This is a genomic window from Nostoc sp. (genome assembly GCF_036917555.1).
GTDB lineage: Bacteria > Cyanobacteriota > Cyanobacteriia > Cyanobacteriales > Nostocaceae > Nostoc.
Window position 1 is genome coordinate 94,186 of sequence record NZ_JBALDD010000080.1, and the last position, 24,411, is coordinate 118,596.

At 41.3% G+C, this 24,411-nt stretch carries 18 protein-coding genes and 1 pseudogene; 11 read left to right on the forward strand and 8 right to left on the reverse strand.

Translation table 11 applies throughout. The features are described 5' to 3' along the window. Positions 1-57 precede the first annotated feature (57 nt). From V7K60_RS31355 to dnaJ, 5 genes are all read right to left on the reverse strand, one after another. Positions 58-627 carry a Uma2 family endonuclease gene (locus tag V7K60_RS31355; protein WP_334931585.1) on the reverse strand — a complete coding sequence of 190 codons (570 nt, stop codon included), beginning with the start codon at positions 625-627 and terminating at the stop codon, positions 58-60. Between the two features lie 44 nt (positions 628-671). Then, entirely contained in the window at positions 672-1,412 is a 741-nt protein-coding gene (locus V7K60_RS31360) for a Uma2 family endonuclease (RefSeq protein ID WP_334931587.1), read from the reverse strand. A 92-nt stretch (positions 1,413-1,504) separates the two neighbouring features. Next, a complete protein-coding gene (rsgA, locus tag V7K60_RS31365; protein ID WP_334931589.1) occupies positions 1,505-2,629 on the reverse strand; it encodes a small ribosomal subunit biogenesis GTPase RsgA in 1,125 nt (374 codons plus the stop codon). Then, complete coding sequence (locus tag V7K60_RS31370; RefSeq protein ID WP_334931590.1) at positions 2,626-2,883, reverse strand: sulfurtransferase TusA family protein; 258 nt, start codon at positions 2,881-2,883, stop codon at positions 2,626-2,628. The genes rsgA and V7K60_RS31370 overlap by 4 nt, the downstream gene beginning before the upstream one ends. Further along, positions 2,883-4,013: a molecular chaperone DnaJ gene (gene dnaJ / locus V7K60_RS31375; protein WP_334931592.1), complete on the reverse strand. Its 1,131-nt coding sequence runs from the start codon at positions 4,011-4,013 to the stop codon at positions 2,883-2,885. Before dnaJ ends, V7K60_RS31370 begins: the two co-directional genes overlap by 1 nt. Before the next feature lie 167 nt (positions 4,014-4,180). Between dnaJ and V7K60_RS31380 the strand changes: the two genes are divergently transcribed. Continuing rightward, the gene (locus tag V7K60_RS31380; RefSeq protein ID WP_334931594.1) at positions 4,181-4,441 is read left to right on the forward strand and encodes a hypothetical protein; all 261 of its coding nucleotides are present in this window, start codon (positions 4,181-4,183) and stop codon (positions 4,439-4,441) included. A 231-nt stretch (positions 4,442-4,672) separates the two neighbouring features. Here the strand turns inward: V7K60_RS31380 and dnaK are convergent, their stop codons facing one another. Continuing rightward, a complete protein-coding gene (dnaK, locus tag V7K60_RS31385) occupies positions 4,673-6,631 on the reverse strand; it encodes a molecular chaperone DnaK (RefSeq protein ID WP_334931596.1) in 1,959 nt (652 codons plus the stop codon). 227 nt (positions 6,632-6,858) lie between these two features. Then, positions 6,859-7,605: a nucleotide exchange factor GrpE gene (grpE, locus tag V7K60_RS31390; protein WP_334931598.1), complete on the reverse strand. Its 747-nt coding sequence runs from the start codon at positions 7,603-7,605 to the stop codon at positions 6,859-6,861. A gap of 438 nt (positions 7,606-8,043) precedes the next feature. On the opposite strand from grpE, the gene V7K60_RS31395 reads away from it, so the two are divergent. The 6 genes and pseudogenes from V7K60_RS31395 to V7K60_RS31420 all read left to right on the forward strand — a co-directional run bounded on the left by V7K60_RS31395 (position 8,044) and on the right by V7K60_RS31420 (position 17,384). Continuing rightward, positions 8,044-10,050: a GspE/PulE family protein gene (locus V7K60_RS31395; protein WP_334931600.1), complete on the forward strand. Its 2,007-nt coding sequence runs from the start codon at positions 8,044-8,046 to the stop codon at positions 10,048-10,050. 135 nt (positions 10,051-10,185) lie between these two features. Next, positions 10,186-11,316, forward strand: a pseudogene (locus V7K60_RS31400) (type IV pilus twitching motility protein PilT); the annotation flags it as partial. Between the two features lie 75 nt (positions 11,317-11,391). After that, positions 11,392-12,618 carry a type II secretion system F family protein gene (locus tag V7K60_RS31405; RefSeq protein WP_334931604.1) on the forward strand — a complete coding sequence of 409 codons (1,227 nt, stop codon included), beginning with the start codon at positions 11,392-11,394 and terminating at the stop codon, positions 12,616-12,618. Positions 12,619-12,763: 145 nt separating this feature from the next. Beyond that, positions 12,764-13,324 carry a hypothetical protein gene (locus V7K60_RS31410; RefSeq protein ID WP_334931606.1) on the forward strand — a complete coding sequence of 187 codons (561 nt, stop codon included), beginning with the start codon at positions 12,764-12,766 and terminating at the stop codon, positions 13,322-13,324. 394 nt (positions 13,325-13,718) lie between these two features. Further along, the gene (locus V7K60_RS31415) at positions 13,719-14,828 is read left to right on the forward strand and encodes a serine/threonine-protein kinase (RefSeq protein WP_334931639.1); all 1,110 of its coding nucleotides are present in this window, start codon (positions 13,719-13,721) and stop codon (positions 14,826-14,828) included. A gap of 528 nt (positions 14,829-15,356) precedes the next feature. After that, complete coding sequence (locus V7K60_RS31420; protein ID WP_334931608.1) at positions 15,357-17,384, forward strand: serine/threonine-protein kinase; 2,028 nt, start codon at positions 15,357-15,359, stop codon at positions 17,382-17,384. A 58-nt stretch (positions 17,385-17,442) separates the two neighbouring features. On the opposite strand, the gene V7K60_RS31425 is transcribed toward V7K60_RS31420, so the two are convergent. Further along, complete coding sequence (locus tag V7K60_RS31425; protein WP_334931610.1) at positions 17,443-18,684, reverse strand: pre-peptidase C-terminal domain-containing protein; 1,242 nt, start codon at positions 18,682-18,684, stop codon at positions 17,443-17,445. A 544-nt stretch (positions 18,685-19,228) separates the two neighbouring features. Here V7K60_RS31425 and V7K60_RS31430 point away from each other — a divergent pair. The 4 genes from V7K60_RS31430 to V7K60_RS31445 all read left to right on the forward strand — a co-directional run bounded on the left by V7K60_RS31430 (position 19,229) and on the right by V7K60_RS31445 (position 24,389). Then, a complete protein-coding gene (locus V7K60_RS31430; RefSeq protein WP_334931612.1) occupies positions 19,229-21,301 on the forward strand; it encodes a serine/threonine-protein kinase in 2,073 nt (690 codons plus the stop codon). Positions 21,302-21,763: 462 nt separating this feature from the next. Next, a complete protein-coding gene (locus V7K60_RS31435) occupies positions 21,764-23,008 on the forward strand; it encodes an O-antigen ligase family protein (protein WP_334931614.1) in 1,245 nt (414 codons plus the stop codon). Between the two features lie 15 nt (positions 23,009-23,023). Then, on the forward strand, positions 23,024-24,169 hold the full coding sequence (locus V7K60_RS31440; RefSeq protein ID WP_334931616.1) for a glycosyltransferase: 1,146 nt from the start codon (positions 23,024-23,026) through the stop codon (positions 24,167-24,169). Between the two features lie 28 nt (positions 24,170-24,197). After that, complete coding sequence (locus tag V7K60_RS31445; RefSeq protein ID WP_334931618.1) at positions 24,198-24,389, forward strand: hypothetical protein; 192 nt, start codon at positions 24,198-24,200, stop codon at positions 24,387-24,389. The last annotated feature ends 22 nt before the right edge of the window (positions 24,390-24,411 follow it).

The window sequence follows — 24,411 nt, forward strand, 5'->3', positions numbered from 1 at the left end:
CTGTCCTGAGCGTAGCCGAAGTGCGCAGCCGAAGTGCGGGCTACGCCTACGCTAGAATTATACAAAAAAACGCTGAACTCGAACGCCGAAACCTGGTAAAAGTGGTGATGTGATTTCGTCATCAGCCAACAAGGTTGCGATCAGTTTTAATTGGGCAGCTTCTCGGCGATAAACTTCTAGCTGCTGTAATTGCCAATTTGCAATCCAATATTCTTGGACTCCTGTGGATGAGTATAGTTTTAGCTTGGCTTCTCGATCTCTACGTTCGTTAGTTGTCCCAGGAGAAAGCACTTCCACAATGAGTTCTGGCGCTCCTCTCAAATGCCCTTCGTCATCTAGCAATTGTGCTAAACGCTCATGACTAATCCAAACTACGTCGGGTATAACATTATCGGCATCTGTAAAAATTATACCGGGAATTTGACGGGTTTCCCCCAGCCCACTAGAGCGAGACCAAATTTGTAATTCTAAGCATATATTGCCCGCAGTGCCTTGATGTTTCCAGTGAGGCGCTCTAGTCACGAATAGTTCTCCGTCAATAATCTCATAGCGCTTCCATTCGTCAGTTGCAAGTAATTCTAAGTCCGAGGTTGTCCAACGGACTTTATTAAATATTGTTTGGTTCATAGCATTATTTTCCTATACCTAGTTTAGAGATAAAATTCTATTTTTCAGAATATTTGCTCAGGGTCTATACCTGCGGCTCGCAAGCGTTCTGCCAAGATTGCAGCCCGTTGACGTTCTTGTTCTAGCTCTTGATTTGCTTGTTCTAATTGTTGATTTGCTTGCTCTAACTGTTGATTTGATTCTTCCTCTGGCAACATCACCAGCTGCCTATCTGGTGTAAAGAAGCGTAATTTGCCCAAAGATACTGCCAAATACAGTCCTAACTGCTGACTCCACAACCAACCCGACTCAGTGGGTACAAGGTCTTGATATTGCCCATCAACTAAGTGAAATCCCTGGAATTCTAGGTTATTTGGGTCAAACCAAAAGTAATCTGGAGTGCGAAATGTATTTTGGTATATTTGCTTTTTCAAACCTTTATCAACTGAGGCAGTGGAATTAGATAATAGCTCAATAATCACATTGGGGTATTTGCCGTCTTCTTGCCACACAACCCAGCTTTTGCGGTCTTTTTTCTCTGTATCTAAAACCACAAAGAAATCCGGTCCTCGAAATTCTTCTGATTTTTTCTGGTTGGGACTGAAATAGATTGTCAGGTTGCCGGTAGCATAAAAATCCTGACGATCGCGCCACCACCATTTAATCAGGCGGATAAGTAAATCAATTTGTTCGCGGTGTAAATCAGATTCCAAGGGGGGTTCATCACTATAGATATCACCTGGTGGGAAAATTATACTCTCAGTGACAGCTTGTAAACTAGGGGTGTTGGCAATGGGCTGAGACATACAAGATACTTTTTCTGTTTGTATCTATGCTATCGTGACCAACCTTTGGATTATAAATGCGTAGGCGCAGCTGATCGTAAACATCGCGCTCCTTATTCTTCATCCCGATATAACTCCTGCAAGTCTTGTAACTGAGTCTTCCGGGAAATCCGGCGATATTTTTTACTTTCTAGCTTGGGTTCGTATTGACTCTGCCCTTTGCCTTTGCTTTTGCTTTTTAACTTCATGGTAGATTCTGGATCGGCTTGTTGGTGTAGCTGTGTTTGATGAGCGATCGCCGCGTCCAAAAATTCTAAATAATGTTCATATCGTTCCCAGTCTCCCCGCACCACGCACTCAGGCTCGTCTCGATGCAGACAATCACTAAACCGACAGCTAGCAACTGCTAACCGCTTTCTTGCTTCTGGGAAATAATGGATTAATTCTTCTGGGATACAATCCATATCTGGCTGATTAAAGCCGGGAGTATCTGCCAGTAAACCACCGCTAGGTAACTTAAATAATTCTATATGGCGAGTGGTATGACGACCACGAGCTAGTTTACCAGAAACTTCTCCGACTCGCAGATCAAGAGAGTCAATCAGCATATTAATCAGGCTGGATTTACCAACGCCGGAAGGCCCAGCGATTACAGTAATTTTATTGCTCAAATATTTGGCTGCTTGCTCAGTATTAATACCATCTTTAACACTGATAAATATTGGTTGATAGCCCCAACCGAGCAGGCGATCGCTAACTTGTTGCTGTTCTGGCGATGAAATTAAATCACTTTTATTCAAGCATAAAAGCACATCCAAACCAGTAGACTCAGCTTTAATTAGAAACCGACTCAGCTGATAAGGTTCCAAAGGTGGATCGGCAACGGCAAATACCAATAGAATTTGGTTGACATTGGCGATCGCTGGACGATCTAACTCACTTTGGCGGGGTAAAACCTCAGCGATCGCACCCCTTCCCCCAGCCCAATCTGGCTTTTCTACCACAACGCGATCACCTACCATCACCTGTTGTCCGATTTTTTTCAGACGTGTTCTCCGGGTACAAAGCAGGAGAGGAGGAGGCGAAGGCAAAGGGGCATTTAAATTCAGTTTTTCCTCTGCTCCCCTGCTCCTCTGCTCCCCAGCCTCTTGATCCATCTGTACTCGGTAAAAATTAGCCTGTACAGCCACCACTGTACCCAATAACTGTCCAGTTGCGGCAAAAATTTCCCCTGTCATTGGTCAGCAGCTGGACGGCGCACTAACAGAGAAAAATAATTAGTGCAGTCTGTAATTTGTTCCACCTGATAACCTGCCATTGTCAAACTATCAGGAACCTGCTCAATCGGTTCACCAGGGTCTAGCCAGACTTCTAGCAAACCCCCCAATGGCATTTTCTCCAGACGTAGTTTTGTCCGCACGAAATTAATCGGGCAAGGGGTGCCGCGTAAATCAAGTTGAGCATCGGGAGTTAAAACAGAAGAGGGCATCATCACTTAAATAAATTTCCCAAGAATCCTTCTAGACCGCCTTTACCAGTCCGATCCCCCTTAATTTTAGCTAGCTTCTCCAGCAGTTCCCTCTCCTCTGGGGTGACTTTATTGGGAATATCAATTAATACGTTCAGCATGTGATCTCCACGACTTACGGGATTACCCAAGCGGGGTACACCACGGTTTTCCAACTTCATCACTGTATTTGGCTGAGTTCCAGCTGGAATGATTAGTTCTACTGGCCCATCTACTGTATCTACCTCTAACCGACAACCTAAAATCGCTTGCAGGTAGCTAACTTTGATTTCCGAGAGAATATTAATCCCATCCCGTTGGAATTCTTCATCCTCATTCACGAACAAGTAAACGTATAAATCCCCAGGAGGGCCACTACGTTGACCAGCATCTCCTTCACTAGAAATCCGTAAACGTGTGCCATTATCCACCCCCGCTGGAATGGTAATTTTGAGTTTCTTTGTGACTTGATTTGCGCCCTTACCATCACACGCATCACACTTATCTTCAATTACCATCCCTGTTCCATTACAGGTGGGACAAGTCGAGACTTGAGTGAAACTGCCAAAGGGTGTTCTAGTCACACGGCGTACTTGAGCCGATCCACCACAAGTCGAACAAGTCCGAGGGCGGGTTCCAGGTTTAGCACCAGAACCGCTACAAACTTCACAATTTTCTAGATGGGAAATGCGAATTTCTTTTTCACCGCCAAATATTGCTTCCCGAAAGTCTAACTTCAGGTCTAGCCGCAGGTCATCACCCCTAGCAGGCCCATTGCGCCGTCTTTGTTGCGTGGGATTACCCATACCGCCAGCAAAGCCACTAAAAATGCTTTCAAAGATATCGGCAAAACCACCCATATCACCGACATCTTGAAAGCCCGCGCCAGCAGCACCCGATACACCCTCTGGACCAAAGCGATCGTAACGAGCGCGGGTTTCGGGTTCTGAGAGTACCTCATAAGCGCGGTTAATTTCTTTAAATCGATCCTCCGCCCCCGGTTCTTTGTTCACATCTGGGTGATACTTCCGGGCTAGACGGCGATAGGCTTGTTTGATTTCTTCTTTGTCAGTGTCACGAGAGACACCCAGAATTTCATAATAGTCGCGGGCCATATAGCAAAGGTAAAAGTTAGAAGGAAGAAAGCAGAAGTCAGTAGAACGCCATTCACGGTCACTTGCTACCCTATGGATTAAGTGTTTTGCCTACAGATATGCAAGAGCAACACATTATCCTTTAGAGGGCGGCTTGCCGGAAGGCAGGCAGAAGATAAAATTAATTTTTGTTAATAACTGATTTTACCCTTTACCTTTTACAAAAATCACCGACAAATCTTGAGCAACAGGTGCTTTCCTCGTGGGAGACGACAAAAGCTATAGAAGTTAAGAACAGGGGAAGCCTCTGCTCAGACTTCTCACTGCCGAGTCGGCTGTCTCTTTTACAATTGTGCTACGTAGGAGAGGAAAACCTCGCCCATCAACCAGAGGGGCTAGCCGCACCATTAGGTGTGGAAAACCACCCTTATGCTTTGGATTGGCCCTGAACTTGCACATTGCCTAGCCCAAAGTAATTTGCTTCTACAATCTAGCAAACCGCTGGGGTCTTGTGAAACTTCGCTAAATATTTAAATATATTAAAATATCTTAATAAAAATTTACAAATTAGGGAAATGGGAGAGTCGAAAAGCAGGGGAGCAGAGGAGAAGTTGCAGTAAGTTTTTCCCCTCTGCCCCTCTGCCCCTCTGCGTCTTGTCTCAATACCCAATGCCCAACCCCTAATCTATCGCCTCATAATCAGCCTGAGCGGTACTTTCTTCGTCAAAATCAAAGTTGAATTGTGGTATTAGCGTGCCATTCATTGGTGAGTCTACTTCTGGGGTAAATTGACTAGATGAACCCCCCTCAATCTCATCAGTTTGGCTGTTAGCTCGATTGTAAACATCAGCACCAATTGCAAACAAGGTTTGTTGGAAGTCATCTAAGCGCTGCTTAAATTCCACTGTGGAAATGCTGGAGTCAATCATTGCAGCTTGGAGTTGTACAACTTTTTCACTGGCCAAGGTTTTCATCTGGTCGCCGATAAAGTTGCTATTATCCTTAATCGTGGATTCATAACTGAACAACAAATTATCTGCTTGGTTTTTGAGTTCAACCAGTTCTTTACGTCTTCTATCTTCTTCAGAAAACAGTTCTGCCTCTTGGCGCATCCGTTCGACTTCGTTGCTACTCAAACCACCTGTATTAGTAATCCTGATACTCTGTTCTCTACCTGTACCTTTATCTTGGGCAGAAACCTTCAGGATGCCGTTGACATCGATTTCAAAGGATACTTCAATTTGCGGTACACCACGGGGGGATGGGGGAATTCCTGCTAGCAAAAACTTGCCGAGACTCTTGTTATCTCGTGACATCGCCCGTTCACCTTGGAGGATGTGAATTTCCACTGAGGTTTGTCCATCAACGGCTGTGGAAAAAACTTGTGACCGACTCGTAGGAATTGTGGTGTTGCGTTCAATAATTTTGGTGAACACTTCACCCAAAGTTTCAATTCCCAAGGATAGAGGGGTGACATCCAATAGTAAGAGATTATCGACTTCACCACCCAACACACCTGCTTGGATAGCTGCTCCCAATGCTACGGCTTCATCAGGGTTGATAGAGCGATCGGGAGCTTTGCCGTTGAAAAACTTAATCAGCGCGTTTTGGACTGCGGGAATACGCGTAGAACCACCTACCAAAATAATCCGATCTATGGATTGTGGTTTGAGATCCGCATCTTTGAGCGCTTGGATCATTGGTTCGATGGTCGCTTCAATTAATTTGGCGGCAAGTTCTTCAAATTTTGAGCGACTGAGTTCCATTTCCAGATGCTTTGGCCCAGTGTCATCAGCTGTGATAAAGGGTAAGTTGATAGAGGTATTCACCATACTGGAGAGTTCAATTTTTGCCTTTTCCGCTGCTTCTCGCAGGCGTTGCAATGCCATTTTGTCTTGGGAAAGGTCGATTTTCTCTTGTTGCTGGAAGCGTTCCATCATCCAAAGGACGATCGCATTATCAAAGTCGTCTCCCCCCAAGTGGTTGTTACCACAAGTTGCCTTCACTTCAAAAACGCCATCCCCAAGTTGCAGGATCGATACGTCGAAGGTACCACCTCCCAAGTCAAATACTAAAATTAGCTGCTCTTGATCTTGCTTTTCCAATCCAAAAGCTAAGGCCGCAGCTGTTGGTTCATTAATGATTCGCAGGACTTCTAGTCCAGCAATTGTGCCAGCATCTTTAGTTGCTTGTCTTTGGGCATCTGTAAAATATGCTGGTACGGTGATCACTGCTTGAGTGACTTCCTCACCCAAAAAGTTTTCCGCATCCTGCTTCAGCTTTTGCAGGATCATGGCGGATAATTCTTGTGGCGTGTAGTTTTTTGAGCGAATTTGGACATCAACGGTTTCGTCTCGACCTTTGACACAGTTATAGGGAACGCGATCGCGTTCTACTTCAGTGTCTTCCCAACGCCGCCCGATGAATCGTTTAATACTGTAAATTGTGTTTTCAGCATTGGTTACGGCTTGACGCTTTGCCAATTGACCAACCAAGCGATCGCCACTCTTCCCAAATCCCACAATACTTGGAGTAGTTCGTCCCCCTTCAGAATTGGAGATCACAAGTGGTTGACCACCCTCCAAAACTGCGACGCAACTGTTAGTAGTGCCTAAGTCGATCCCAATAACTTTTCCCATATTTGTCAGTATTTTTACTGAATATTTCTGCTGTAATATGTCGCGGACTAACTTTTTTGTTAAGAACAAAGGCTAGCGGATAACGTCTGTGGAACCCCTATTGCTGGTAGCAATCAAGAAGTTGAAACACAACAGAGTTATCCAAGCCTTGTCCAAGTTTTAGGTACGCGATGCTCGTCCTTGCTATAACCCAGGCACTTCAGGTCAGCGAGGCGAGCGACTACAGCTTAACTGCTGGCTGAACTCGACTGATCTTCTGGTGCAAAAGGTGTATCTTCCTTGGGAGCAGCTACTTTGACCATTGCATGGCGTAGCACGCGATCGCCCAAGTAATATCCACGCACTAACTCTTCTAACACTGTTCCTTCAGGATGTTCATCCGTAGGTTCCCGCATTACTGCTTCGTGCAGGTTAGGATCGAATTCTTGACCTTCGGGACGCATTGGCGATACACCCAAGCGCTTCAGGCTATCTACTAATTGTTTGTAAACGCCTTGGTAACTTTTGTGCATGGTCATTTCGGCATCAGACTGCGGTTTGAGGTGCGATCGCGCCCGCTCAAAATTATCGACTATTGGTAGCAATTCCAAAATCGTATTCCGCTTCACCTGCAACTCAAGGTCTTCTTTTTCTTTGCTAGTGCGTTTGCGGTAATTCTCAAAATCAGCGGCAATCCGCATATATTGAGTACTACGCTCTTCCAGTTGCGTTTTGACAGACTCGATTTGTTGAGTCAGTTCTGCCAAAGCTGCCCTTTCTACTTCAGTTTTTTCAGTTGCTGCAACGCTATTTTCTGAATTGACAGCAGTATCTCCTGATATATTTGTTTGGGCTGCCACTTGCTCTGTCACCTCGCTACCAGATTCATTGAAATTAATTTGGGCTGGAAAGTCACTCTTCATTGCTTGCTTTACCTCTGTTGGTTCACCCAATTGCTGGCTTGTATTGTTTATCTGTTTATTTTCATTGATCATTGTCTACTCATTCCAGATCCTATTTATGGCAGTGTATCTCTACAGCTTGCAACCGTCGTCATCCACGACTTGCAACTGAGGCTGATTTTATTGCCGACAAGTTCCTGGAAGTGATGTAACCGTCCTCTTATTGTGACAAATGGTGAACACGTTAGCCCAGACGCTACTAAGGCGGGAACCCGAACGAGTAATTTGCAATAGTAGCGCCAAATGTGACTCGCCCCTCATCTTATTTGAAAATACAGCGTATTTCAGGTAAATGAAGTACACGGTAGAGGCACAGCCATGTTCCCTACGATTATCTGTACCTCACCTTAATTTTGAATTTTGAATTCAAAGCAAAGCGACGTGACTCAGGACTTTTTTGGGAAATGAGAATTCTGTCTCACGGTAGGGGAATACTTTAAGCAGAGGTTTCCCCAAATCAATTGCTCATTTATGACTTACTCGTCACCACAACGGCGCAGTACCGCTCTAACTACCAGAACAGAGTTTTCGCCCTTCGGCAACCAGCTAGTGCAATCTGGCTATGTCAATACCGAACAGATGAGGCAGGCACTAATTGAAAGCCGCAAATCTGGCAGACCCTTAACAGAAGTATTAGAGTCAATCACTGGGCAACAACTATCGCCTGAGTTGCTTAGGCAATACAAAAAACAACAGCTATTTGAACTGAAAATACTATACGGAGTTGAATTTCTCGATCCAGAAGTCAATTCCGTTGGCAACACGATGATGGGGAACCTGATTGAAACCCTCATCCCAGTGGATATCTGCCGTCGCCATCGTTTAGTACCACTGTCGAAACACGAAGACCAAACCCCGCCCTCAGTTTTAGTGGCGATGGTCGCTCCAGATAATCTAGAGGCTTCCGATGATCTGAACCGGATCTTGCGCCCCCAAGGTTTGGCGTTGCAGCGCATGGTGATTACCCAGGAAGACTACCAGCAGCTAATCAACCAATACCTGGATGAAATGGCTGTTAAGCAGAAGCATCTGGAACAAGAAAAGTTTACAGATATTAATCAGGATTTAGAAAACCTCGGAAATCTGGATATTTCGGATGCTCCTGAAGAAATGGAGGCTGATTTAGGGGCAGCGATGAAGGGTGCAGAGGATGCCCCAGTTATCAACCTAGTTAACAGAATCCTGGCTAAAGCCTTGCATGAGGGCGTTTCTGATATTCATATTGAACCGCAAGAAGAAAACTTACGCATTCGCTTTCGGAAGGATGGGGTACTGCGCGAAGCTTTCGATCCCCTACCGAAAAAAATCATCCCAGCAGTGACAGCCCGATTTAAAATCATCTCCAATCTAGACATTGCTGAACGCCGTCTACCCCAAGATGGACGTATCCGCCGGATGTTTGAGGGACGTAAGGTGGACTTCCGGGTGAATACCTTACCCAGTCGCTACGGGGAAAAGGTGGTACTGCGGATTTTGGATAACTCCTCCACCCAATTGGGATTAGATAAGTTAATTACCGATCCAGAGACTTTACATATTGTCCAGGATATGGTTAGCCGTCCCTTTGGTCTAATTTTGGTGACTGGCCCAACTGGTTCTGGGAAAACAACGTCGCTGTATTCTGCACTCTCTGAAAAGAACGATCCCGGAATTAATATCAGTACTGTAGAAGACCCAATTGAGTACAGTCTTCCAGGGATTACTCAAGTACAGGTGATTCGAGAAAAAGGGTTAGATTTTGCTACCGCTCTGCGGGCTTTCTTGCGGCAAGATCCAGATGTGCTACTGGTGGGTGAAACACGGGATAAGGAAACGGCAAAAACAGCAATAGAGGCTGCCTTGACCGGTCACTTGGTATTAACTACCTTACATACCAATGATGCCCCAGGAGCGATCGCTCGTTTGGGAGAAATGGGGATTGAGCCTTTCATGGTTTCTAGTTCCCTAATTGGCGTTTTAGCTCAACGTTTGGTGCGGCGTGTATGTTCTGAATGTCGTGTTCCCTACACTCCCACAACTGAGGAACTGGCTCGTTATGGTTTATCAGCTTCCTCGGATGTGGGAGTCACCTTCTACAAAGCTAACACCTTGACATTAGATGCGATCGCAGATGCCAAAGCCAAAAATCACCTTTGCCCAAAATGTAATGGTGTCGGCTACAAAGGGCGTTGTGGTGTTTATGAAGTCATGCAAGTCACTGAAAATCTGCAAACTCTGATCAACGAAGATGCACCCACGGAACGCATCAAGGAAGTGGCAATAGAAGAGGGGATGAAAACCTTACTGGCTTACAGTTTGGACTTAGTGCGTGAAGGTTCCACCACTCTAGAAGAAGTAGAACGAGTGACGTTTACTGATACTGGCTTGGAAGCAGAGTTAAAAGCCAAACGCAAGACTGGTCTTACCTGTCGGAGTTGTGATGCCACATTGAAACAAGAATGGCTGGATTGTCCTTACTGTATGACAGCTCGGTTTTAAGACTAATAGTCATTGGTCATTGGTCATTGGTTATTAATCATTAGTCATTGGTCATTGGTCATTGGTCGATACTTAGTAACTTTAAACAAATGACAACAGACAAAGGACAAATAAAAAACATTAAAAGGAAGCAGAACTATGGAAATGATGATTGAAGACTTGATGGAGCAATTGATTGAATTGGGTGGCTCGGATATGCATTTATCCGCAGGTTTGCCTCCCTACTTCCGCATCAGCGGCAAACTCACCCCCATAGGTGAGCATGTATTGACAGCCGATCAATGTCAAAGGCTGATTTTTAGTATGCTCAACAACACCCAGCGTAAAACCTTAGAGCAAAACTGGGAGTTGGATTGTTCTTATGGTGTTAAAGGTTTGGCTCGCTTCCGGGTCAATGTCTATAAAGAACGTGGTTCTTATGCTGCTTGCTTACGGGCATTAAGTTCTAAGATTCCTAACTTTGAAAAATTAGGTTTGCCAGATATCGTGCGGGAAATGACAGATAAGCCCAGAGGGCTAATTCTGGTGACAGGCCCTACAGGTTCCGGCAAGACTACTACTCTAGCGGCAATGATTGACTTGATTAACCGCACCAAGGCAGAGCATATTTTGACGGTGGAAGATCCAATTGAATTTGTCTACGAACCAATTAAAAGCTTGGTTCACCAGCGCCAACTGGGTGAAGATACTAAGAGCTTTGCTAATGCTTTGAAAGCAGCTTTGCGGGAAGATCCAGATATCGTTCTGGTGGGGGAAATGCGCGATTTGGAAACGATTTCTTTGGCAATTTCCGCTGCCGAAACAGGACACTTGGTATTTGGCACCCTACACACTAGTTCCGCCGCACAGACAGTTGACCGGATTATTGACGTTTTCCCCCATGAAAGACAAACCCAAGTGCGGGTGCAGTTGTCTAACTCGTTAGTGGCCGTATTTAGCCAAACCTTGGTGTCCAAGAAAAGTCCTAAACCTGGTGAGTATGGTCGGGTGATGGCTCAAGAAATTCTGATTGTCACTCCTGCTATTTCCAACTTGATTCGAGAAGGCAAAACATCTCAAATTTACTCAGCTATTCAAACTGGTGGCAAATTGGGAATGCAAACTTTAGAGAAGGTTTTAGCCGATTTTTACAAAGCAGGAACGATTTCCTTTGAAGCGGCAATGTCTAAGACTTCTAAGCCAGATGAAATTCAACGTCTCATTGGTAATTCTACACCGCAAGCTGCCGCAGGTGCTAAACCCGGTGTGGCTGCTAAAGCACATTAAAGAAACTAAGGATAGAGGAGATGAAGAATATTTCATCCCCTTGAGTATTTTGAATTTTGAATTTTGAATTTATTTATGCCAAACTACGTTGCCCGTGTTCGCGACTCACAAGGAAAATCCCGAACAGAAAAAATTGTTGCTGAATCCTTGGTACAAGCTCGTACTAATCTCAGAGATCAAGGTTTTGTAGTTCAAGAACTCAAGCAATCTCAAGGATTTCAGCCAGATGTTGCCTTCAAAAAATTCCAGAATTCCTTAGTTAAGGTTTCTGTGAAAGACAAAGCCGTTTTTTCGCGTCAATTTGCCGTTTTGATGAATGCGGGAGTTGCGATCGTTAGAAGTCTGGGGGTGCTTTCTGAACAGTGTAGTAATACTAAATTGAAACAAGCCCTTGTGGAAATTAGCACCGATGTTCAAAGCGGAATGAATCTTTCAGAGGCAATGCGGAAGCATCCTGACTGTTTTGATGGATTATACGTGAGTATGATTCAAGCTGGCGAAGTTGGTGGTGTTCTAGACGAAGTATTGAATCGTTTAGCTAAGTTGTTAGAAGATGTTGCCCGTTTACAAAACCAAATTAAATCAGCACTGTCTTATCCAACGGTTGTGGGTTTTATCGCAGTTGCAATCTTTCTGGGTATGACGATTTTTCTTATCCCAATTTTTGCCACAATTTTTACACAAATTGGAATCTCATTACCACCTCTAACGCAATTCTTGATGGATGCTAGTAAATTTTTGAGAAGTCCGGGTGCTTTCGTCCTTCTCGCTGCTCTTATCGGACTAAAATTTGCCTTTACACAATACGGTAAAACTCCTGTTGGTCGCATCACAATTGATCGCCTTTCCCTGAAAATGCCATTGTTTGGTGACTTAATTCAAAAATCTTCGGTTGCCCGCTTTAGCCGGACTTTTGGTTCTTTGACTCGTTCAGGTGTACCAATTTTAACTTGCTTAGAAATTGTCCGAGATACATCAGGAAACCAAGTGATTGCCAATGCCATAGACTCAGCCCGTATGGAGATTCAACAAGGAGGTATGATTAGCATTGCTTTACAACAAAGTGATGGTGTTTTTCCGGCTATGGCAATTCAGATGATTAGTATCGGAGAAGAAACTGGAGAATTAGATGCAATGTTGATGAAAGTTGCCGATTTCTATGAAGATGAAGTTGAGCAAGCAGTAAAAGCAATGACCAGTATTTTGGAACCGGTGATGATTGTAGTTCTAGGGGGAATGGTTGGAACTATTTTGCTAGCGATGTATCTGCCTATGTTTGCGGTATTTGAAAAGCTGGGATAAAGGATTAATAGTTAAGAGTTACAAGTTATGAGTTAGGAATTAAAATTTTGATTTCTAACTTTTAACTCCTAACTGATTAATTTTATTCTTAACTCCTGTACAGACGCGATTAATCGCGTCTTTACTCCTCACTATTTAATAAACTATGACTGTGCAAAAATCTCAGTACGAAGCGAGTTTGGCAGAGTACAGCAATCATCTAGCTGCGATCGCCTTACTAAAGCAATATCGGCCATACTTGGAGATGATTCCCAGTCTGCGCCGTCCAGATGAAAGTGTCATCACTGTACCCTTGCCAATTGTCCGGCTTCGCAATACTGCTACAACAGCCCCACAAACGATTTGCTTACCCTGTGATGTGGCAATTTTGATGTGCGATCCAGAGTGGAAAATTAAAACTGGAGCCGAAATTTTAGTCTTTATTCATCGCGCTCACGAAGACTTTTCTGATTTGTTAGGACGTTGGCGACAAACCCAAGTTTATCTAGACAATGACTATGAGTGGTTGATGCCTTTGCGTCACAGTCATATTTTGAGTGAGGGAGCTAATACTATATATCCTCTGTTTATCGTTTTTAGTGAGACTTTAGAACGCATCCAAAGAGGTCTTGTGGGAGCCGAACTCCCATTTATTATGCAAACACCAGATTTGCTGGTTGAGGAGAATCTCACAGATATTTTCTCTTCACAAACTCCACCAGCTTAGGTACTTATAGTTAAAAAACATCCCATCCCTGCGGGACGCTCCGCGAACGTCAGGATGCAACGACTTGCATCTCTATAAATGTACTAAGCGTGAAACTACATATTTTTACCCCCCGGCTACGCCGTCCCCCTTTTGCTAAACCAGAGGGGTTTTATTATGTGCATCTTCATACAAAATTGTTATAAGTACCCATGCAAACAAACTTTCACCTCTACTAAACTACAAATTAGCTCGTCACACATCCGTGAAAGGGCTAGTTCTACAAAAATTTATTTTTACTTTTTGAAGAGTAATGAGGATTTGGCAAAGATTCAGTAATCTTACTGTTGTCAATAAAGAATTGTCATAGAATTAGAGACATTCATTTAAGAGTAGATATTTTATACTAATGAATCTGAATCGTTTTTCTCAAAAAACAACGAATTCTCAAGAGAGCATTTTACAACAAACTCAGTTGATTCAGATGTGTGGTTCCAAACGGCTATTTCGCGATCGCTATGAAATACTACAAATTTTGGGTAGAGGTGGTTTTGGTGTGACATTTTTAGCCAAAAATGCCGTATTACCTGGGAATCCACTGTGTGTCATTAAACAGCTTTGTCCAAAAGTAACTACTCCCCAAAGTTGGCAAAAGGCATGTATGCGCTTTGAAAAAGAAGCAAGAACTTTGGGACAACTCGGTAGTCATTCGCAAATTCCCATGCTATTAGATTACTTTCAAGCAAATGGGGAGTTCTTTTTAATTCAAGAATATGTGCCGGGTTTGACTTTGGCGCGAGAAGTGCGGCAAACTGGGCCCAAAAGTGAAGCCTCAGTTAAGCAGTTCTTACAGGAATTATTACCCGTATTACAGTATCTTCATAAACATCATGTGATTCATCGGGATATTAAGCCCCAGAATTTATTGCGGTGTGAATATGATGGGCGCATAGTGCTGATTGATTTTGGTGCGGTGAAAGAGAAATTAGTTGATGCTTGTGAAAACTCAATCAATCAAGCTGCAAATACCAACTTTATCGGGACTAAGGGATTTGCACCACCAGAACAGTTTTCTCTATGTCCAGTTTATGCCAGTGATCTTTATGCACTGGGTGTAACTTGTATTTATATGTTGACTGCTAAAAGTCCTTTAGAATTGGACTACGACCCAAAGACTGGTGAAATATCTTGGCAAAAACAGGTAAATATCAGCAACAGTTTCGCCCAGATTTTAGGAAAAATGGTGAAAATTACCTTAGAGGAGCGGTTTAAGACTGCCGATGAAGTGATAAAAGCTTTAAGTAATGAAAGTTATTTGCCTACTTTGGCTAACTGTCTAACTACCCAAAAATTAAATAATAAAAGTATTACACAACACGAAATTATACAACACGAAATTACACAACACAAAATGACCCAACATGAAATTACACAACATGAAAATTATGATGTATACATGCCACCTGTAGCCAGAACTGCTAGTGCCATTCGGAAATGGAGAGCAAGATTCAAGGAAACAAGATAGCCCATATAGCAGAATTCAGAATTCAGGAGTAAAACACGCTTTATCCCTGAGTAACAGACGAATCGTTGTGTACCTCACTAACTTGAAATCTGCTGTAAGTTGCAGCCTTTTTTAGCTAAAGTATCAAATGAATAATTAATTATGGGCAATTTAAAATAGCCAAAACAAATTTAGTAAGCATTTTAACTATATTTGATAGTCAGTAATGATTAATTAATCAGGGTTTATCTTCAATACTTAGTCAATTACCGCTTGCCAATATACAAGCAAAATTACTAGGTTTAAAAGTTCAAAAAAATATTTTTATTCAGATTATTATATAATCGATAGAATAATTAATCTTATGGCTCTCGTAGTTTTCCACAGATGAGGAAGACTGACTACTATTTACAAAAGCTAATTATATAAGTAATTCCCCAATCCCCAGAACAGGGTTTATCTACCACAAGTAAGCGAGAGTCAATTATCTTAAGGGAAAGTTCGGGGCAAACTTAGCCTAAGTTGTCATGCAGTCGCGCCTGTCAGATCATGATCTGCTGCTTAAATCCCGATTGCTCAAATCCCCTGAATCCCAATGGAAAGAAGTTTTGCCAAAGTTGTAGCACCCCCCTGGTGTCACTTTTAAGAAATCGCTTCCGTGTCATCCGAGTCCTTTCAGATGAGGGGGGATTTGGCAGAACCTATCTGTCAGAAGACGTAGATAAACTCAATGAACGCTGTGTTATCAAGCAATTAGCTCCAAAATTCCAAGGAACTTGGTCGCAAAAAAAGGCGATGGAGTTGTTTGCGGAAGAAGCGCAGCGATTACAAGACCTTGGAGAACATCCGCAAATTCCAACTTTGATAGCTTACTTTGAGCAAGACGGTTGCCTATATTTGGTACAGCAGTTTATCAATGGGGAAAATTTATTAAAGGAGTTACAACAGCGCAAGGCTTATAACGCTAGAGATATTCAATCTATTTTGCTAGATTTATTGCCCATCCTGAAATTTATCCACGATCGCAAAATTATTCATCGGGACATCAAGCCAGAAAATATTATTCGCAATAAAAATGATGGACGATTAAGTCTGATTGATTTTGGCTCCTCAAAGCAATTTACTGCCAAAGTTCAACAGAAATCTGGCACATCTATTGGTTCACATGGTTATTCTCCCCTAGAACAAATTAGAGATGGGAAAGCTTTCCCTGCCAGCGACTTGTTCGGTGTGGGAGCTACCTGCTTTCATCTGCTAACGGGAAATTCCCCGTTTCAGTTGTGGATGGAATCTGGTTACGCCTGGGTAAGTAATTGGCGGGAGTATTTGCAAAGTCCGCTAAATCCTGAGTTGGATTTTGTCATCGACAAGCTTTTGAAAAAAGATATCCATGAACGTTACCAGTCAGCCGAAGAAGTCCTTAGAGACTTGACTCCAAAACAACTCCTCGCCCTGCCACCTGCGGGTAAGTCATCTGGGAAATTACCACCAACTAAAGCACCATCTTTAGCAAAAAGTTATCCCTTACTGAGAATTTTAATCTTGCTAAGTGCTTTCATTCTGTTATTTGGATTCAGCGAATCTTGGTATAAAAATTTTCGCCGTATTCAAACCAGTTTGATTTCTAAGTTGATTCAACACAATAATCCTGGTAAAAATGACGCGATTTTGAGTCAGATTAGCTTGGGTAAGGTTTCCTTAGTTAACACCCTCCAAGGGCACGAAAACTCAGTTTTATCTGTCGCCATCAGCCCCGATGGCAAAACTATAGCCAGCAGTGGCAGCGATCGCACAATCAAACTTTGGAATCTTGCAACCGGAAAACTAATCTCTTCACTCAACGGGCATTTTCAGGAGGTGAATGTCGTAGTAATTAGTCCAGATGGCAAACTTCTGGTTAGTGCTAGTGATGACAACACCATTAAAATCTGGAATCTAGCAACGCGAAAACAAATTCGCACTCTTATAGGGCATTCTGACTCAGTTCATGCCCTAGCCATCAGTGCTGATAGCCAGACTCTAGTTACTGGGAGTGATGACAACACCATTAAAATCTGGGATTTGGCAACAGGAGAGCAAATTCGGACACTAGCAGGGCATACATTCTGGGTGCGATCAGTGGCTATCAGTCCCGATGGTGTGATTCTGGCTAGTGGCAGTTTTGACAAGACAATCAAAATCTGGAATCTAGCAAAGGGATACCCAATCCGCACACTAGAAGGAAATTCTCAAACAGTGACAACTGTGGCTATTAGCCCAAATGGTAAAACTTTAGCCAGTGCTAGCCGCGATCGCACCATCAAACTTTGGAATTTAGCTACGGGAAGAGAAATTCGCACCCTAGCGGGACATGGCAACACTGTCACATCCGTAGCTTTCAGTGCCGATGGTAAAATTGTTGCTAGTGGTAGCCGCGATCGCACTATCAAACTGTGGAATACAGCTACAGGAGAAGAAATTCTCACATTAGCGGGGCACACCAACACCGTCACATCTGTTACCTTCAGTCCTGATGGCAAAACCCTTGTTAGCGGTAGTGAAGATAACACTATTAAGATTTGGCGGTTATCTGAGTGAGTGGGGATTGGGGAGGAATAACCAACAATTAATGACAAATCCCCAATCAGTAATTACTTCAGAAAATAGTCAATCTATATTTACCGCGTTCCTGTGGATTTTTGGAAGTAATAACTATATAGTATGTATCATCTTCAGGCAACCTAGCTCGGTCAATTAAAGCACTGTAGACACCACTTTTGTCTTTGTCTTTATCGATAGCGATCGTCTGTCCATGAGAATTTAGTAAAGCTACATAAGGAGAAAACTCTTCATCAACGCTATCTACACGAATACTTATAAGCTGATTTTTTTTACCTTGAAAATTAGAAACATTGTAAGCGCCTCCATTTTGTTTCAGGGTTGAGCTTTTGGCAGTTAATTGGTCTGATTCATCTAAAGTATAGCTAGCTCTGTCATTCCTAAGAGCCAAGCTATAGCGACCTGTATCTCCAGGATCTTGACTAGTAACTGCAATCTTGTAAGTGCCATTCTTAGGCAGTCGCGCAAAAATGAATGCATCATCGCCACCACTGCTTTTATCCAAAGCGCTTTTTTTAACGATGATATTGTTATCAGGATCGTGCAGAAACAACAAGGGTTTTAAACTCAAGTTATTGGATCTACGTGTATCATTACTGCCAATCAGTCTAATTTGAACTAATTGATTTTCTCTGCCCTCAAACTCATAGAAATGAAAATATCTACCTTCAGATTGAAAGTCACTCTTACTTAAAATACCTAATGCAACATCTACAAAGTTAATCTCTTTGTAAGTTGGTGTTGCAGACGAAGAAAGTGCTGAATTATCGAGATTTTGGTTCCCAGTTGTAGCTATATTAGAACTTGGCTTGCGAACTCTCCCGGAGCCACCATTAGAACGATTAGCGTTTGAATTTGCAGTTCTAGTTCCAGAGGATCTAGATGCAGAGCCACCACCATTGGAACGATTAGAGTTCGAGTTATAAGTCCTACGTCTAGACGATCTAGGAGTAGAGCTATTATCTGAAACGCTGGAAGTTCGCTGAGAATTTTCTCTATGAGACGATACACGAGGAGTCTGCTGTATTGGTGACTCAATAGAAGTCTTCCGTCTCGGAGATATTGATGCTTGAGAAGCAGGAATTTGCTCAATTCCTTTTTTTACTGCTTCTGGTTGTCTCTCATCTGGTGATTTAGCAATTATGAAGTCTTGAGAACTTTGAGATTTCACCAAAGCACTTATAGGCAGCACATTACTTGTGATTAACAAACTACTAGTCACGCAACCAATTAAAACATGACTTAATTTGTGGCGATAGTTTTTGTTGTCTAATAGCATAACTACACTCCTAATTTTGCTGGTAATTTTGTCTCTTTCTGAAAGACAAAATTAATATTAGTTGCTGTTTTAACCGCAGCAGTTATTTAAACAGAAAGGGAAATTTAGTGTATATACCTTAGCGGCTTGCTAAAGGCATCGCCTGTAATCAAATGAATTCGTATATCCTACATACCCAAATGTTTGCCACAATCAAATCGGAAAAATTATATTTTCAATTTAGACTACTAGAGGAAATCTCAATTTCGTAAGTATATACTGAGCTACAAACTTAAATTGCTGCTTTTCGGATTTTTGCCTAGATATTTTTGTAAACCTGACTAAATGACTCACACAGATGTAATGTACAAAGACTTGATGCCCATCAATTCGTCAAGAGGCATCGCTCAAACACAATTTTTTGCAAGTTATCTAAATTGTTCAATACCTGATGAGGTAAGGAAATTGGGGATTTTTATGGTGTCTCAGTGATATTTACTAACAAGAGAGATTATACTGGATGACTTAAGATGAATATATACCCCAATTCAAATGGATTCCCAGTATGCTCTGTTGTGTGAATCCCGATTGCCAAAAACCCTTAAATCCTGATAAAAACAACTATTGCCACAGTTGTAGAGCGGAATTGATACCCCTGCTAGGAGGTCGCTATCGTCCCACTCAGGTTTTATCAGACGAAGGCGGATTTGGTAGAACCTATCTGGCAAAAGATGTACACAAACTGAATGAATGTTGTGTTATTAAACAATTCGCGCCAAAACTTCAGGGAACTGGGCCACTAACAAAGGCCGTTGAACTATTTAAACAAGAAGCGAGCCGACTCCAAGAACTGGCAGAACATCCGCAGATTCCAACTTTATTAGCTTATTTTGAGCAAAATAGCTATCTATTTTTGGTACAGCAGTTTATCAATGGGGAAAACTTGCTCAAAGAATCGCAAACGCGGGGAAACTATAACGAAACGGAGATTCGCCAACTTTTGCTAGATTTACTGCTGGTACTGAAGTTTATCCATGTGCGGGGAGTGATTCACCGGGATATCAAGCCACAGAATATTATTCGCCGTCACTTTGACGGGCGATTAGTCCTAATTGATTTTGGAGCTTCCAAGCTGCTGACAGCAACAGTGCAGACTAAAATAGGCACTGTTATTGGCTCACACGGTTACACTGCACTTGAACAGATGCAAGATGGAAAAGCTTACCCAGCCAGTGATTTATTCAGTTTGGGGGCTACTTGTTTTCATCTCCTGACTGGAGTTCGCCCATCTCAACTGTGGATATACCAAGGTTATGGTTGGGTTGCATCTTGGCGGGAACATTTAACCAGTTCAGGTAGAGACGGAATTTCTATATCTGTAGAGTTGGGTGAAGTTTTGGATAAGCTGCTGCAACTAGACATCCAAAAGCGTTATCAATCGGCTGATGAAGTCATCACTGACTTGACACCTCAACTACCACCATTGTCATCAGTGCCTCCAACTATACTTACACCAACATTTGCAACTACCCCAGCAAACAAGGAACCAGTTTCACCAAAATCAACTAACAATCTGAAAAGTCAACTGCTGTTAGGTTCTAGCATTTTGGTGTTGGGATTAGGGGGAGTTTGGTATTTTCAGTCTCGTCCCCATACAGTCAGCGAGGTTCCTGAACCTATTTCTCAGCCTATTTCTCAGCCTATTCAGCCCCAAAAAAACGTCTCAGAAAATTCTTATCTACCCAAACCCTTCAAGGGGCATTCTAGTGACGTGAATTCCGTAGCTTTCAGTCCTGATGGTACAACCCTTGGCAGTGCCAGTGATGATAAGACAATCAAGCTATGGAATCTGACAGGTGGACAGGAAATCCGCACTTTAGAAGGACATTCCAATTGGATTTGGACTATAGCTTTCAGTCCTGATAGCAAAATCCTCGCTAGTGGCAGTGCAGACAAGACAATCAAACTGTGGAATCTGAAGACAGGAAAGTTAATCCGCACCTTGCAGGGAAATAGCGACGGAGTTACTTCTGTAGCTTTCAGTCCTGATGGCAAAACCCTTGCCAGCGGCAGTGCTAGTAAGGATATGAAAATCAAACTGTGGAATCTGGAGACAGGAAAGTTAATCCGCACCTTAGAGGGACATACCAGTGGTGTTGCATCTGTCGTTTTCAGTCCTGATGGTGAAACCCTTGCCAGCGGTAGCTGGGATAAAACAATTAAATTGTGGAATCTGGGTACAGGAAAGTTAATCCGCACCTTAGAGGGAAATGCAGAGTCGATTCTTTCAGTCGCTTTTGCTCCCGATGGCGTCATCCTTGCCAGTGGCAGTAAAGACAAGACAATTAAATTGTGGAATCTGAAAACAGGAAAGGTAATTCACACCTTAAAAGGACATAATGATAAGGTTAATTCTGTCGCCTTTTTGCCAAGCGTAGGTTCAAATGGTATCACCCTTGTAAGTGGTAGTAGTGACAAGACAATCAAACTTTGGAACCCAGTCACAGGAAAGGAAATCCGCACTTTGGAGACAGGTTCTGGATATATTTATGCCGTTGCCATTAGCCCCGATGGACAAACCATTGCTGGTGGTGGAAGTGGTGAAAACATTCTCAAAATTTGGCAGATGATTAATTAAAAATATCTGATAGTGTAGATTCAGGGTAGATTGCGACTTTTTCGAGTTCTACCTCAAAATATTTAGCTGTGCAAAAATCTCAAATTAATCATACCTTCAAAAGATGATATTGGCGAAGACTGTATTATGATAATATTCTTCACGTGATCAGAGGTTGTTTGAAAAGTAGTTGGCTGTGATTTTAGGCAGTTATTGCTCCTCCCTAACCCACGCCAGTCGCTCCACTTGGGGAGACCCCAAGACCGCGCTGGCTCCCCTTAAAAATGGGGGAACCGGAATCAAAGTCCCCCTTTTTAAGGGGGATTTATAAGGATCTAAAAGTCTTTGATACATTACTAAGAACTTTTCAAACATCCTCTTAGGATTATAGCTTGAAAAAAATATCAAAATCTATCCCTAAACCTACGAAAGTGGGTTTATATAGGTTTTATATTGTCAAAAAATATCTCTAAATAAAAGGTTATGATTAATATATTTTTCCTGCTCATACTATTTTCTTCACTTTTAGGGCGAATTAAATTTCCAGGGATAAATATTGGTATTCATTATTTATTACTTCCTGCATTTAGCTTGGTAATCATCAGTTTATCTTTAAAAGAGATACCAGAAGTTGTTAAGAAGCATAAAATAATTTTGATATCTATAAGTCTAATGTATTTGTGGATGTGGCTGTCTTCATTAATGAGCGAGTTTCCAAATATTGCTATTACTTATAGTCTAAAATACTCAACTTATTATATATTGTTTTTTGCTTTCTTAGTGTTAACTTTTAAAAATATAAAAATAGCATATTTAACATTTTATTATCGTTGTATATTGTACTTACTACAGATAATTGCAAGTTTGGGTTTTTTAGAACTTTTCCTTCCCAATAACTGGATTTTTAAATTATTAAAGTTTCCCAGCTTTTATCCTGAGATTGGTTCAATTATGCAAAACCCTAATCAGTTTGGGGTCATAGTCGCCATTGGATTATGTTTAAGCCTGATTCTAGAAAAACAGAATAAAATTTCTAAAATTGAATTACATATAAGCGAATTAATTTTTATAATTTCCTTAGCTTTGTCTGTTAGCGGAAATGGTTGGGTAATTTTTATAATTGGTATGTTTCTTTTGCTAATATATAAAATTATTAGTTTTAGAAAAATGATTTATCTAATAAGCTTTTTGTTTTTATGCATTGTAACTGTACCAGTTTCTACATGGAGACTTGGTTTGGCAGATAGTAAAATATTCCCATTAATTAATGTATTTTTAGAAAATTCAAATTCAGTAAATCCAAACGAAAAAAAGCCTCATACTCTTTTGGTAACAGGTTTTTCAAGGTTTCAAATATGGCAGGCAGCTATTAATGAAACTATTAAAAGACCACTTACTGGTATAGGTATAGGGGTTTTTCCAGACCAGATAGGAGTAAAAGTTTGGGGGAAAAAAGGTTATCACGCACACAATATATTTTTAAATGTGTCAGCAGAACAAGGAATTCCTGGATTATTACTATTTACTAATTTTTTAGCGAAAATAGCATTTAAAGTTAAATATGCTAATCCTTTAATTACTGTTCCGATTATTATGTTTTTAGCATCTCAAATGATAGATTTTTTTGTTGAAGACTATACTTTTACAACTATTGAGTTTTATTTTATAGCAGCAGCTATCAATTCTCGAAAAGATATTGTCATGCAATTAAAACCTGAAATTATTTAAAATGCTAAAAAACGTATGATTGCTAAAGCTCGTCTTTACTTAATATTTCCGAATATATTTGATTTTAAGGGAGGTATTCAAGTTTACTCAAAATTTTTGCTGAAAGCTTTACAAGATATATATCCTGAAGCTGATTATGATGTGTTTCTAAAATATGATAAGTATAGTTTAAAACAGCTAGATAAATTGCAGTTTTTAAGTTCAACAAGATTTCATTATTTTGGAGATTTACCAAAATTATTGCAACCAATTTTATTTGCCACGAAAATAATTATTTTAGCTATTCTTAAACATCCCATTATAGTAATTTCCACTCATGTTAACTATGCGATCGTTTGTTATATTCTCAAATTTTTCACTGGAATTCCTTACTGGGTGGTTGCTCATGGCTTAGAAGTTTGGGATATCGAAAACAAGGCAACAAAATTTGCTTTAGAAAAAGCAGATAAAATCATTAGTGTTAGTAATTATACTCGCCAACGCTTGCTTCAAGATAAAAATATTGATTCAGAAAAAATAGTTATTTTACCTAATACATTTGATGCTAGTAAGTTTCCAATAAATTCTAAACCTACCTACTTACTCCAGCGATATAATTTAACAGATGAACAGCCTGTAATTTTAACAGTAACGCGCCTGGGAAGCACGGCAAAATACAAGGGTTACGACCAAATCCTGTATGCTTTAGTTAAAGTGCAGTTGTATCTCCCTAATGTTCACTTCATTCTTGCAGGGAAAGGAGATGATATACCTCGAATTAAAGCTTTAGTTACCAAGTTAAATCTACAAGATTGTGTGACAATTGCCGGATTTGTTCCAGATAAAGAATTGTGCGATCATTACAATCTCTGCGATGTTTTTGCTCTGCCTAGTAAAGGAGAAGGATTTGGGATTGTTTTTCTAGAAGCTTTAGCTTGTGGTAAACCTATATTGGCGGGTAATCAAGATGGTTCTATAGATCCCTTGGCTGACGGGAAGTTGGGATGTTTAGTCGATCCTGATAACGTTGAAGAAATTGCCGAAAATCTAATTCAAATCCTGCAAGGCGATTACTCTAATCGAGTAATTTACCAACCAAAATACTTACAACAAAAAACTATTGAAGCTTTTGATTTTAACCAGTTTCGTGCAAGTTTAGCAAAGTTAGTTGGTGGTAATTAGTTACAATTTAAGAAAAATTGGTAAATAAATGGACGATTCAGTATTTGTTATATTTCTTGCCTTTGGGTTTATTTGGGTTTTGATGGGAGCTGTAGGTTGGATTGCGTTTCTAAAATCTGAGGGTGAGGAAATTAAGTTTGGTAAGTGGGGACTGATAGTTGCTATTCCAATCTTAATACCAATAATTTTTACTTTGATTATTGGTGTATTTTATCATTAATAAAATCACTAAAATCTATGTT